Consider the following 12,826-nt stretch of genomic DNA (forward strand, 5'->3'; position numbering starts at 1 on the left):
CCCGTGACTGTCCGCGTCCTGCTGGTCGACGACCAGCCGCTGCTGCGCACCGGCTTCCGGATGATCCTGGAGGCCGAACAGGACATCGCGGTCGTCGGCGAGGCCGGGGACGGCCTCCAGGCCATCGACCAGGTCCGCGCGCTCCAGCCCGATGTGGTGCTGATGGACATCCGGATGCCCCGGATGGACGGGGTCGAGGCGACCCGTCAGATCACCGGACCGGGGCGGGACGGCCCGGCGAAGGTGCTCGTCCTGACCACCTTCGATCTCGACGAGTACGTGGTGGAGGCGCTGCGCGCCGGGGCCAGCGGCTTCCTCCTCAAGGACGCCCCCGCCAACGAACTGGTGCAGGCGATCCGGGTGGTCGCGGCCGGCGAGGCGATGCTGGCGCCGAGCATCACACGCCGGCTGCTCGACAAGTACGCGGACCATCTGCCCTCCGGCGAGGAGCCGGTGCCCGACACCCTGCACACCCTCACCGAGCGTGAGGTCGAGGTCCTCAAGCTGGTGGCGCGCGGACTGTCGAACGCGGAGATCGCCGCGGACCTCTTCGTCAGCGAGACCACCGTCAAGACGCATGTGGGCCATGTGCTGACCAAGCTCGGGCTGCGTGACCGGGTGCAGGCGGCGGTGTACGCGTACGAGAGCGGGCTGGTGCGCCCCGGCGCCCAGTAGCGGCACACGGCGGGACACATACGGCTGAGGCCGGCCGGGGCGTGCCCCGGCCGGCCTCGGCGTTCTGCCCCTCGGTCAGGAGCCCGTGCCCTTGCGCAGCTCCCACAGCAGCAGCTCCGCGGACGAGTTGACCGCCCACTCGACCCGCGTGATGTCGGTGCGGGCCGCGACATACTGCTTGCCCTGCCAGAGCGGCAGCACCGGCACGTCGTCGGCGACGATGTCCTGGATCTTGGCGAAGGTCTTCGAGGCGGCGCTGCGGTCGGCCTCGCGGCGCGACTGCGGGATGAGCTGGTTGCGCAGCATGCTGTTGTCGTACGGGCTGTTGAGGAAGTTGTCCTTGTCGAAGAACGGCCCGATGTAGGTGTCCGGGTCCGGGAAGTCCGGGAACCAGCCCATGCCGTAGACCGCGTACGCCCTCTTGGTCTGGTTGGGCCGGAAGGTCTTCCACTCCTCGCCCTTGATCGAGACGTCGAAGAGCTTGCTGCTGTTGAGCTGCTCCCGGAGGGTCTCGAACTCCTTGACGGTGGCCTCGCCGTAGTGGTCGGTCGTGTAGTTCAGCGTCAGCTTCACCGGGGTGGTGATGCCGGCGTCCTCCAGCAGCTGGGCGGCCTTGACCGGATTCGCGTCCCCGTACTTGTTGAAGAACGAGTTGGTGTGCGTCGCGACGCTCGACGGGATCGGGGAGTAGAGCGGCTCGGCCATGGCGCCGTACACCTTGGTGATGAGCTCACCGCGGTCGATGGTGTACGCCATGGCCTGGCGCACCGCCTTCTCCTTGGCGATCGGAGCATCGGTGTTGAAGGCGAGGTAGCGGATCTCCAGCCCCGGCATCTCGGTGAGCTGGACGTCCTCCGTGGGGTTCTCGACCAGCGACTGGACCTGGTCGGGCGTCATCGCGCGGGTCATCACATCGATGTCGCCGGAGTTGAGCGCCTTGCCCATCTCGTCGGCGTCCTTGAAGGGCTGGAGCTCGACCTTGTTGTTCTGGAGGGTGAGATCGCCCTTGTAGTCCGGGTTCTTGGTGAAGATCGCCTTGACGACGGTGTCACCCTTGACCTCGGCCTTGAAGGTGTACGGACCCGAGCCGCTCACCTCGAAGCCGTCACGGAGCTTGTTCGGCTCGTACAGCTTCTGGCTGACGATGCCCGCCGGCGGAGTGGTCAGCTTGTACGGGAAGGTCGCGTCCGGCGTCTTGAGATGGAAGACGATCTCGCTGTCGCCGTTGGTCTCCATCGTGTCGATATTGGCCAGCAGACCGGAGATACCGCTCGGGTCCTTGATGTCCAGGACGCGCTTGATGGAGTACTTCACGTCCTCGACGGTGATGGGATCACCGCCGGCGAACTTCAGGCCCTCGCGCAGGGTGCAGCGGTAGCTCTCGTTCTCCCGGTCGGTGAACCCGCACTTGGAGGCGGCCTCGGGCACCGGCGCTCCGCCACCGCGCGGCACGTGCATCAGCGTCTGGACGGTCTGGCGGAGGACGTTCCAGGAGCCGGTGTCGTACGCGAAGGCGGGGTCCAGCGGCGCGGGTCCCTCTTCCGTGGCGATGTACTGGTCCGTGGTACCCACGACAATGGCTTCACCGCCGTCGGACCCACCGTCCGAGCCGCCACAACCGGCGAGCACGGGCGCGAGCAGGCCGATCACGGCAGCCAGCGCCAAAGTCTTGCGGTTCATCCTGGACGTACTCCCTCATCCGGCACTGAGATACAGCGGTGCTAACGGAGACTCCGCCGCGCCCACCCGTTCGGGGCAGTGCGATCGGGCCGGGATACAGGGCGATCGGTCCTGTGTACATGGCGACTTGGTGGGCCGTCGGGACACGTCGTTGATGCGGCGAAGTGCTCGCGACGAGATTAGTCGGAGGCACCGGGAATGCCTGAACGGGCCCGATCTGAAACGTAATCACACAGTGATCGGCAATAGCGGCGTGTGGATATGGCGGCTCCGGAATGTTTCGTACAGGCCTCCACCAATCAGGACACAAGGGCACACCTGGACCGCCCCTCGGTGGCCATGGATCAGTCCGGACCGCCCCTGTCGATGAGAGCGCAGGTGATAAACCTCACTCCGCATACCGTTTAGCGGACCATGGATTGCCGTGGCCGAGGTAACGGAAAATACCCGGCCCAATGCCGAGAGTTTCCATGCTTATTCCGGTGCGACGCTCTGTGCGCGGATCAGTGTCCTTGCGTCATCATCCCGCGCAGAAATACCAGATCGACCTCTTCGAGCGAGCGCACGACGATCCGTCCGTCGGCCGGTGCGATCGGGGCGACGGAGGGTACGGCGACCACCCGGCAGCCCGCGGCCTCGGCGGCGGCGACACCGGTGGCGGTGTCCTCGATGACGGCGCACCGCGAGGGATCGGCGCCCAGGCCGCGGGCGGCGAGCAGATACGGGTCGGGGTGGGGTTTCGTACGCGGCACCTCGTCACCGGCGACGGTGAGCGCGAAGTACTCGGGCCCGAGCGAGGCCAGCACCCGGTCGATGATGCGCCGGTGCGAGGCCGAGACCAGGGCGGTGGGCACCTCGTGCGCGGCCAGTTCCGTGAGCAGCCGGGTGGCGCCCGGCATGAGCGGTACACCGCGCCCGATGCGGTCCTCGAAGGTGTCGTTGAGCAGCACGGTCAGCTCGGCGAGGGTGATGGCGGCACCGGTGGCCTCGATGAGGAAGGTGGCGCTGCGGGTCATGGGCCCGCCCACCACCACATCGCGCCAGGTCTCGTCGAGGACGTGTCCGAGGGCCTTGAAGACCTCCACCTCGGCGTCCCACCAGAATCCCTCGGTGTCGACCAGGGTTCCGTCCATGTCGAGAAGAACGGCCTGAAGGGCCGATCCTTCGGCCGTACGGGTCAAGGACGCGGGGACCGTACTGGTCATCCGGCACACCTCCATGAGGGACGAGAAGGCCGGTCACCTCTCCCACGGGGTTACCCCACCGGGACAGGCGACCGGCCTGCGCTGGACCGACCAGTGTACGACTCGTCCGCCTTCCGCGCCGACCGGATTCCGGCGGACCGCTCCCGGAGCGCGTCAGGGAGTGTCCGCCCGCGCGGGACCGGGCCGGCGTGTGCCGGGCGCGTGCGTCGGTGCGCGCCGGTCGGCGGGCGCTGTCAGCGGGCGTTGAAGTACTTGGCCTCGGGATGGTGGATCACGATGGCGTCGGTGGACTGCTCGGGGTGGAGCTGGAACTCCTCCGAGAGCTGGACACCGATCCGCTCCGGCTCCAGCAGCTCCGCGATCTTCGCGCGGTCCTCCAGATCGGGGCAGGCGCCGTAGCCCAGCGAGAAGCGCGCACCCCGGTACTTCAGGGCGAACATGTCCTCGACATCGGCCGGATCCTCACCGGCGAAGCCCAGTTCGGAGCGGACCCGGGCGTGCCAGTACTCGGCGAGCGCCTCGGCGAGCTGGACGGAGAGCCCGTGCAGTTCGAGGTAGTCGCGGTAGGAGTTGGACTCGAACAGCTCGGCGGTCCGCTCACCGATCTTCGAGCCGACGGTGACGACCTGGAAGCCGACCACATCCCGTTCGCCGGACTCCTCGGGGCGGAAGAAGTCCGCGAGGCACAGACGCCGGCCGCGGCGCTGGCGCGGGAAGGTGAAGCGGGTGCGCTCGGAGCCGTCGTCGTTGAGCACGATGAGGTCGTCGCCCTTGGAGACACACGGGAAGTAGCCGTAGACGACGGCGGCCTCCAGCAGGTTCTGGGTGTGCATCTGGTCCAGCCAGCCGCGCAGATGGGGCCGGCCCTCGCTCTCGACCAGTTCCTCGTAGCTGGGGCCGCCCTTGCGGGCCTCCTTCAGCCCCCACTGGCCCTTGAAGAGGGCGCCCTCGTCCAGCCAGGAGGCGTACTCCTTGAGCTGGATGCCCTTGACGACCCGGGTGCCCCAGAACGGCGGTGCGGGGACGGGGTTGTCGACGGCGACGTCGGAGCGGACCGAGCCCTGTTCGGGGCGCTCCTCCAGCACGGCGGTGGCGGTGGCCCTGACCCGGCGCTGCTTCAGCTCGGGGAGGGTGGCGCCGGGAACTCCGCGCTTGACCGCGATCAGCGCGTCCATCAGCCGCAGACCCTCGAACGCGTCCCGGGCGTAGCGGACTTCGCCCTGGTAGATCTCGTGCAGGTCCTGCTCGACATAGGCGCGGGTCAGCGCGGCGCCGCCGAGGATGACGGGGTAGTCGGCCGCCATCTTGCGCTGGTTGAGCTCCTCCAGGTTCTCCTTCATGATCACGGTCGACTTCACCAGCAGACCGGACATGCCGATCACATCCGCCCGGTGTTCCTCGGCGGCTTCCAGGATCGCGGAGACGGGCTGCTTGATGCCCAGATTCACCACGTTGTAGCCGTTGTTGGAGAGGATGATGTCGACCAGGTTCTTGCCGATGTCATGGACGTCCCCCCGGACGGTGGCCAGCACGATCGTGCCCTTGCCGTCGGCGTCGGTCTTCTCCATGTGCGGCTCCAGATAGGCCACCGCGGTCTTCATCACCTCGGCGGACTGGAGCACGAACGGAAGCTGCATCTGGCCGGAGCCGAACAGCTCACCGACGACCTTCATGCCCTCCAGCAGCGTGTCGTTGACGATCTCCAGGGCGGGCCGGGTCTCCAGCGCCTCGGCGAGGTCCCTGTCCAGACCGTTCTTCTCGCCGTCGATGATCCGGCGCCGCAGGCGCTCCTCCAGCGGCAGCGCGAGCAGTTCCTCGGCCCGGCCGTCCTTCATCGACTTCGTGTTGACGCCCTCGAACAGCTCCATCAGCTTCTGGAGCGGGTCGTAACCCTCGCTGCGGCGGTCGTAGATCAGATCGTGCGCGACCTTGACCTGCTCCTCGTCCAGCCGCGCGATCGGAAGGATCTTCGAGGCGTGCACGATCGCCGAGTCCAGGCCCGCCTTGACGCACTCGTCCAGGAAGACCGAGTTGAGGACGACACGGGCGGCCGGGTTGAGGCCGAAGGAGATGTTCGACAGACCGAGGGTGGTCTGGACATCGGGGCGGCGGCGCTTGAGCTCGCGGATCGCCTCGATCGTGGCGATGCCGTCGCCCCGGGACTCCTCCTGCCCGGTGCAGATGGTGAAGGTCAGGCAGTCGATGAGGATGTCCGACTCATGGACACCCCAGTTCGTGGTCAGGTCGTTGATCAGCCGCTCGGCGATGGCGATCTTGTGCTCGACGGAACGGGCCTGGCCCTCCTCGTCGATGGTCAGCGCGATCAGCGCCGCGCCGTGCTCCACGGCCAGCGCGGTCACCTTCGCGAAGCGCGACTCCGGGCCGTCCCCGTCCTCGTAGTTGACCGAGTTGATCACCGCGCGGCCGCCGAGCTTCTCCAGCCCGGCCTCGATCACATTCAGCTCGGTCGAGTCCAGCACGATCGGCAGGGTGGAGGCGGTGGCGAACCGGCCCGCCAGCTCGGCCATGTCGGCGACCCCGTCCCGGCCGACATAGTCCACACACAGGTCCAGCAGATGGGCGCCCTCGCGGATCTGGTCGCGGGCCATCTCCACACAGTCGTCCCAGCGGCCGTCCAGCATGGCCTCACGGAACTTCTTCGAGCCGTTGGCGTTCGTCCGCTCACCGATGGCGAGATACGACGCGTCCTGCCGGAACGGCACGGTCTGGTAGAGGGAGGCGGCGCCCGGCTCGGGGCGCGGGTCACGCTCCGTCAGAGCGTTGCCGCGTACCCGCTCGACCACCTGGCGCAGATGCTCCGGCGTCGTACCGCAGCAGCCGCCCACCAGCGACAGCCCGTACTCGCGCACGAACGTCTCCTGGGCGTCCGCCAGCTCACCGGCCGACAGCGGGTAGTGCGCGCCGTCCTTGCCGAGGACGGGGAGGCCGGCGTTGGGCATGCAGGACAGCGGGATACGGGAGTGCCGGGCCAGATAGCGCAGATGCTCGCTCATCTCGGCCGGGCCCGTGGCGCAGTTCAGGCCGATCATGTCGATGCCCAGCGGCTCCAGCGCGGTCAGCGCCGCGCCGATCTCCGAGCCGAGCAGCATGGTGCCGGTCGTCTCGACCGTGACCGAGCAGATGACGGGGAGGTTCGCGCCGGTGGCCGCCAGCGCGCGGCGGGCGCCGAGGACGGCGGCCTTCGTCTGGAGCAGGTCCTGCGTGGTCTCCACGAGCAGCGCGTCGGCGCCGCCCGCGATCAGGCCCTCGGCGTTCTGCTGGTAGGCGTCGCGCAGCGTGAGGTACGGGACATGGCCCAGCGTCGGCAGCTTCGTACCCGGCCCCATGGAGCCCAGCACCCAGCGCTGCTGCCCCGTGGAGACGGTGAACTCGTCCGCGACCTCGCGGGCGATCCGCGCGCCGGACTCGGCCAGCTCGAAGACCCGCTCGGGGATGTCGTACTCGAAGAGCGCCGCGTAGTTCGTACCAAAGGTGTTGGTCTCCACGCAGTCCACACCGACCGCGAAGTACTCCTCGTGCACGGACCGGACGATGTCCGCACGGGTCACATTCAGGATCTCGTTGCAGCCTTCCAGATTCTGGAAGTCCTCCATCGTCGGATCCTGCGCCTGGAGCATCGTGCCCATCGCGCCGTCGGCGACCACCACCCGGGTGGCCAGTGCCTCACGGAGGGCTTCGATACGGGTCCGGCTGTCGGTGGAGGGGGTCGGCGACGAGGCCATGAAAGTACTCCCTGGGATGCGACGGCTGTCGGCTTTGCGCCCTCTGATGGACGGCGCACCCGGCCAGCGTAGCCGGGCGGGCCGCTTCGCGGGTGTGGATCTCATCGGGCGGGCGCCATCCTGCACGGAAAGATCCGGACGCGGGGACGGAAAGATCCGGACGTGGGGGCGTACCGGGCCCCTCTCCTCCCCGGCGCGCGGGGCCTTTCCCGGCGCGCGGGCCCGGCTCCCCGGCGGGAAGAAGTCCGGGTTCGGAGGCAGTACGGGTCGGCAGTGCCCGATAGTGTTCAGCATGGTCGACAGGTGTGGAGGTCCGGGTCCGATGGCGAAGAACATCCAGTCGCTGGAGCGGGCGGCGGCGATGCTGCGGCTGCTCGCTGGCGGTGAGCGCCGGCTCGGTCTGTCCGAGATCGCCTCGGCGGTCGGTCTCGCCAAGGGCACGGCCCATGGCATCCTGCGCACCCTCCAGGCGGAGGGCTTCGTGGAACAGGACGCCGAGTCCGGCCGCTACCAGCTCGGGGCCGAGCTGCTGCGGCTCGGGAACAGCTATCTGGACATACACGAGCTGCGGGCCCGCGCTCTGGTCTGGACGGACGATCTCGCCCGGTCCAGCGGTGAGAGCGTCCACCTCGGCGTCGTGCACCAGCGGGGCGTGCTGATCGTCCACCATGTCTTCCGCCCGGACGACAGCCGGCAGGTGCTGGAGGTGGGCGCCATGCAGCCGCTGCACTCCACGGCGCTGGGCAAGGTGCTCTCGGCGTACGACCCGGTGGCGCGCGTCGAGGCGGTCGGGAACGAGCGCCCGGCCCTGACCGCGCGGACGATCACCGCGGAGGCGGAGTTCGAGGCCGTGCTGGAGCTGACCAGGGCGCGCGGCTGGGCGGCGGACGTCGAGGAGACCTGGGAGGGTGTGGCGGCGGTGGCGGCCCCCATCCACGACCGGCGCCGGATGCCCGTCGGGGCGATCGCCGTCACCGGTGCGGTGGAACGTATCTGCCCCACGGGTGAGGTGCGGTCGGAGCTGGTCGCGGCGGTCCGCGACTGCGCACGCGCGGTCTCCAGGGAGATCGGCGCCGGGCGGTTCTGAACCGCAGGGCGGATCATCGGTGAGGAACGAGGTCAGGGACGAGGTTCCGGCCGCCGGCCCGGGTCACGCGATGTCCAGGGAGATACGATCCGTCTATCGTTCGGCATTGCCGAACGGCTGACGGAAGGAAGAGTTAGGGTGTGACAGCGCCACAACGGGACGGCGCACCGGACGGCGGCTGGTACGGCGCCCCTGAGTCTTCACGTAGCCACCCTCTCCCCTTCGCAATGAGCAGGAGCAGACACCGTGAGCGACGCAACCACCACCGGGACCGTCCGCGGCACCGGACCGTTCATCGCGGCCATCGACCAGGGCACCACATCGAGCCGCTGCATCGTCTTCGACCGGGACGGCCGGATCGTCGCCGTCGACCAGAAGGAGCACGGGCAGATCTTCCCGAAGCCGGGCTGGGTGGAGCACGACCCGGTGGAGATCTGGACCAATGTCCAGGAGGTCGTGGCACGCGCGATCGAGAAGGCGGGCATCACCTCCGCCGACGTCAAGGCGATCGGGATCACCAATCAGCGCGAGACCACCGTGCTCTGGGACAGGAACACCGGTCTGCCCGTCCACAACGCCATCGTCTGGCAGGACACCCGTACCGACGCGCTCTGCCGTGAGCTGGGCCGCAATGTCGGCCAGGACCGGTTCCGCCGTGAGACGGGTCTGCCGCTCTCCAGCTACTTCGCGGGCCCGAAGGCGCGCTGGCTGCTCGACCATGTCGAGGGGCTGCGTGAACGGGCGGAGCGCGGCGAGATCCACTTCGGGACCATGGACTCCTGGGTCATCTGGAATCTGACCGGCGGGGTCCACGGCGGCGCGCATGTCACGGACGTCACCAACGCCTCCCGCACCATGCTGATGAATCTGCGCACCCTGGAGTGGGAACCCAAGATCCTCGCCTCGATGGGTGTGCCGGCCTCGATCCTGCCGAAGATCCGCTCCTCGTCGGAGGTGTACGGCACGGCCAAGGGCGGTGTGCTGGACGGTGTCCCGGTCGCCTCCGCGCTCGGTGACCAGCAGGCGGCGCTCTTCGGCCAGACCTGTTTCTCCGAGGGAGAGGCCAAGTCGACCTACGGCACCGGCACCTTCATGCTGCTGAACACCGGCGGCAAGCCCGTGAACTCCTACAGCGGGCTGCTGACGACCGTCGGCTACCGCGTCGGCGACGAGCCCGCGGTGTACGCGCTGGAGGGCGCCATCGCCGTCACCGGCTCACTGGTGCAGTGGATGCGCGACCAGATGGGGCTGATCAGGTCCGCGGCCGAGATCGAGACCCTGGCGTCCTCGGTCGACGACAACGGCGGCGCCTACTTCGTACCCGCCTTCTCCGGTCTCTTCGCACCGCACTGGCGCTCGGACGCGCGCGGGGTGATCGCCGGTCTGACCGGCTATGTCACCAAGGCGCACATCGCGCGCGCGGTCCTGGAGGCCACGGCCTGGCAGACCCGGGAGATCAGCGACGCCATGGCCAAGGACTCCGGGGTGGAGCTGACCTCGCTGAAGGTCGACGGCGGAATGACCGCCAACAATCTGCTGATGCAGACGCTCTCCGACGTCCTGGACGTACCGGTGGTGCGTCCGATGGTCGCCGAGACCACCTGTCTCGGCGCCGCCTACGCCGCCGGTCTGGCCGTGGGCTTCTGGCCGGACACCGACGCGCTGCGCGCCAACTGGCGGCGGGCCGCGGAGTGGACACCGCGGATGGACGGCGCGACCCGTGACCGCGAGTACCGGAACTGGCTCAAGGCCGTCGACCGCACCATGGGCTGGCTCGACGACGATGCCTGAGGACGGCCGCGGCGGACCGGTGTACGACGGCTCCCTACGCGACGGCCCGTAGGAGACGGCCCCGTACGCGACGGCACAAGGGCACAAGGGCACAAGAGGAGTGGAGCGACGAATGAGCATCCTGGAGAGCGTCCCCGCCCTGGGGACGCATCCGGCGGGCGGTTCCCCGCCGAGCCGGGCGGAGACCCGGGACACACTGTCCCGGGCGGCCTACGACCTCCTGGTGATAGGCGGCGGCATCCTCGGCATATCCACCGCCTGGCACGCCTCCCAGTCGGGACTGCGGGTGGCCCTGGTGGACGGCGGCGACTTCGCCGGCGCCACCTCCTCCGCCTCCTCCAAGCTGCTCCACGGCGGTCTGCGCTATCTCCAGACCGGCGCGGTGAGGCTGGTGGCGGAGAACCACTTCGAGCGGCGCGCGGTGTCCCGGCGGGTGGCACCGCATCTCGCCCGGCCGCTCACCTTCTGTCTGCCGGTGTACAAGGGCGGGCCGCACGGCGCGGCCAAGCTCGGCGCGGGTGTCCTCGCCTACTCCGCGCTCTCCGCGTTCGGCGACGGCGTCGGCCGTCTGATCAGCCCAGCGAAGGCCCGGCGCGTGGTGCCCGAGCTGCGTACGGACGGGCTGCGGGCCGTGGCCGTCTACGGCGACGACCAGATGAACGACGCGCGGATGGCGCTGATGACCGTCCGTGCCGCCGTCGACTCCGGAGCCACCGTCCTCAACCACGCGGAGGTCACCGCACTGCGCTTCACCCGGGGCCGGGTGACGGGCGCGGAGCTGCGGGACCGTACGGACGGTACGGAGTTCGGTGTCGACGCGCGGCTGGTCCTCAACGCCACCGGACCCTGGGTCGACCATCTGCGCCGGCTGGAGGACCCGCACGCGGCGCCGTCCGTCCGCCTCTCCAAGGGCGCCCATCTCGTCCTGCGGCGTACCGCGCCCTGGGCGGCGGCGCTCGCCACGCCCATCGACAAGTACCGGATCACCTTCGCCCTCCCCTGGGAGGACATGCTGCTGCTCGGTACGACGGACGAGGCGTACGAGGGCGACCCGGGCGCGGTCGGGGTCAACGAGAAGGACGTGCGCCAGATCCTGGACGAGGCCGCGCTCTCCGTCCGCGACCAGCAGCTCTCCCCCGATCTGATCACCTACTCCTTCGCGGGTCTGCGGGTGCTGCCCGGCGGTCCGGGTGACACCTCCAAGGCCAGGCGCGAGACGGTCGTGACCGAGGGCCGCGGCGGCATGCTGTCGGTGGCCGGCGGCAAGTGGACGACCTTCCGCCATATCGGCCGTACGGTGCTGGCCAAGCTGGAGTCCCTGCCGGGACATCCGCTCGGCCAGGGCATGGAGCCGGTCTCGGGACTGCCGAGGACGCTGCCGCTGCCGGGCATCGCCAGTCCGAACGCGGTGGCCCACCGGCTGCTCATCGACGGCGGCGGTACGGGCCCGTCCATGGCGGCGGACACCGCCCGTCATCTCGCCACCCACTACGGCTCGCTCGCCTTCGACGTCGTACGGCTCGCGAACGAGTACCCGGAGCTGGGTGAGCGGATCCATCCGGACGCGCCGGAGATCTGGGCCCAGGTCGTCTACGCCCGCGACCACGAGTGGGCCGAGACGGCCGACGACGTACTGCGCCGCCGTACGACACTGACGATCCGTGGTCTGGACACGGACCGCGTCCGGTCCGGGGTCGAGGATCTGCTGGGCAAGCGCGACTGAACACACACGGCTGGGCACACACGGCTGGGCACAGATGTCCGAACGGGACCGGCAGGACGTATGTACGAACTGAGGGGCGCTCCTTGTCCTGGAGCGCCCCTCTTCGCGCCTCGGAGACGCATAATGGTGACCGATACATCGGATGTATGGAGGTCGCCATGGCAGTCACCGACGAGGCCATCGAGAAGATCAAGGGAATGATCGTCTCCGGTGCGCTGCGCCCGGGAGACCGTCTCCCGAGGGAGAGCGAACTCGCCTCCGATCTGGGCCTGTCACGCAATTCGCTGCGCGAGGCGGTGCGCGCGCTGTCGCTCATCCGCATCCTCGATGTACGGCAGGGGGACGGCACGTATGTCACCAGCCTCGATCCCCAACTGCTGCTGGAGGCGCTCAGCTTCGTGGTGGACTTCCACCGCGACGACACCGTGCTGGAGTTCCTCGCCGTACGCCGCATCCTGGAGCCGGCCGCCACGGCGATGGCGAGCGCGCGGATAACGGAGGCCGAACTGGACGTGCTGGACGCCCAGCTGGACGCTCTTGGGGAGTGGCCCTCGGTGGAGCAGCTTGTCGCGGCCGATCTGGAGTTCCACCGCGGGATCGTGCAGTCGTCGGGCAATTCGGTGCTCTGCTCGCTCCTGGACGGGCTCTCCGGGCCCACCACCCGGGCCAGGATCTGGCGCGGGCTGACCCAGGAGGACGCCGTGAGCCGTACCCTCCACGAGCACCGGGCGATCCTGGCGGCGCTCAGGGACCGGGACGCCGAGGCGGCCCGGTCCTGGGCGACCGTGCATATCGCGAGCGTCGAGATGTGGCTCCGCTCGACCCTCTGACGCCTCGACCCTCTGACGCCGTCAGCGGCGCCGACCTGTGACGGTCGGCGCCGCGGACGCCCGCCCGAGCGCGCGCGGGCGACGCCCCCGCG

The 12,826-nt window shown here is 69.2% G+C and carries 8 protein-coding genes; 5 read left to right on the top strand and 3 right to left on the bottom strand.

Going from position 1 to position 12,826, the window contains the following annotated elements; genetic code table 11:
* Positions 1-3: 3 nt before the first annotated feature.
* Complete coding sequence (locus tag ACWGDX_RS06405) at positions 4-675, top strand: response regulator (RefSeq protein WP_046498782.1); 672 nt, start codon at positions 4-6, stop codon at positions 673-675.
* A 75-nt stretch (positions 676-750) separates the two neighbouring features.
* Here ACWGDX_RS06405 and ACWGDX_RS06410 read toward each other — a convergent pair whose 3' ends face one another.
* From ACWGDX_RS06410 to metH, 3 genes are all read right to left on the bottom strand, one after another.
* The gene (locus tag ACWGDX_RS06410; RefSeq protein WP_453622784.1) at positions 751-2,355 is read right to left on the bottom strand and encodes an ABC transporter substrate-binding protein; all 1,605 of its coding nucleotides are present in this window, start codon (positions 2,353-2,355) and stop codon (positions 751-753) included.
* A gap of 503 nt (positions 2,356-2,858) precedes the next feature.
* Positions 2,859-3,560 (bottom strand): HAD family hydrolase, encoded by a 702-nt coding sequence (locus ACWGDX_RS06415; protein ID WP_363083980.1) that lies wholly within the window; start codon positions 3,558-3,560, stop codon positions 2,859-2,861.
* A gap of 233 nt (positions 3,561-3,793) precedes the next feature.
* Positions 3,794-7,303: a methionine synthase gene (metH, locus tag ACWGDX_RS06420; RefSeq protein WP_453622786.1), complete on the bottom strand. Its 3,510-nt coding sequence runs from the start codon at positions 7,301-7,303 to the stop codon at positions 3,794-3,796.
* 322 nt (positions 7,304-7,625) lie between these two features.
* On the opposite strand from metH, the gene ACWGDX_RS06425 reads away from it, so the two are divergent.
* The 4 genes from ACWGDX_RS06425 to ACWGDX_RS06440 all read left to right on the top strand — a co-directional run bounded on the left by ACWGDX_RS06425 (position 7,626) and on the right by ACWGDX_RS06440 (position 12,734).
* A complete protein-coding gene (locus ACWGDX_RS06425; RefSeq protein ID WP_453622788.1) occupies positions 7,626-8,390 on the top strand; it encodes an IclR family transcriptional regulator in 765 nt (254 codons plus the stop codon).
* Between the two features lie 246 nt (positions 8,391-8,636).
* Positions 8,637-10,181, top strand: coding sequence for a glycerol kinase GlpK (glpK, locus tag ACWGDX_RS06430; RefSeq protein WP_453622790.1), 1,545 nt, complete (start codon positions 8,637-8,639; stop codon positions 10,179-10,181).
* Positions 10,182-10,293: 112 nt separating this feature from the next.
* On the top strand, positions 10,294-11,904 hold the full coding sequence (locus tag ACWGDX_RS06435; protein ID WP_453622792.1) for an FAD-dependent oxidoreductase: 1,611 nt from the start codon (positions 10,294-10,296) through the stop codon (positions 11,902-11,904).
* 158 nt (positions 11,905-12,062) lie between these two features.
* The gene (locus ACWGDX_RS06440; protein ID WP_453622794.1) at positions 12,063-12,734 is read left to right on the top strand and encodes a FadR/GntR family transcriptional regulator; all 672 of its coding nucleotides are present in this window, start codon (positions 12,063-12,065) and stop codon (positions 12,732-12,734) included.
* Positions 12,735-12,826: the final 92 nt, after the last annotated feature.

It is taken from the genome of Streptomyces sp. NPDC055025 (genome assembly GCF_053608565.1).

Bases quoted from the DNA above. Each gene is read 5' to 3' on its own strand.
- metH (WP_453622786.1), bottom strand. From the start codon at position 7,303: ATGGCCTCGTCGCCGACCCCCTCCACCGACAGCCGGACCCGTATCGAA.
- ACWGDX_RS06435 (WP_453622792.1), top strand. From the start codon at position 10,294: ATGAGCATCCTGGAGAGCGTCCCCGCCCTGGGGACGCATCCGGCGGGC.
- ACWGDX_RS06410 (WP_453622784.1), bottom strand. From the start codon at position 2,355: ATGAACCGCAAGACTTTGGCGCTGGCTGCCGTGATCGGCCTGCTCGCG.
- ACWGDX_RS06440 (WP_453622794.1), top strand. From the start codon at position 12,063: ATGGCAGTCACCGACGAGGCCATCGAGAAGATCAAGGGAATGATCGTC.
- ACWGDX_RS06415 (WP_363083980.1), bottom strand. From the start codon at position 3,560: ATGACCAGTACGGTCCCCGCGTCCTTGACCCGTACGGCCGAAGGATCG.
- ACWGDX_RS06425 (WP_453622788.1), top strand. From the start codon at position 7,626: ATGGCGAAGAACATCCAGTCGCTGGAGCGGGCGGCGGCGATGCTGCGG.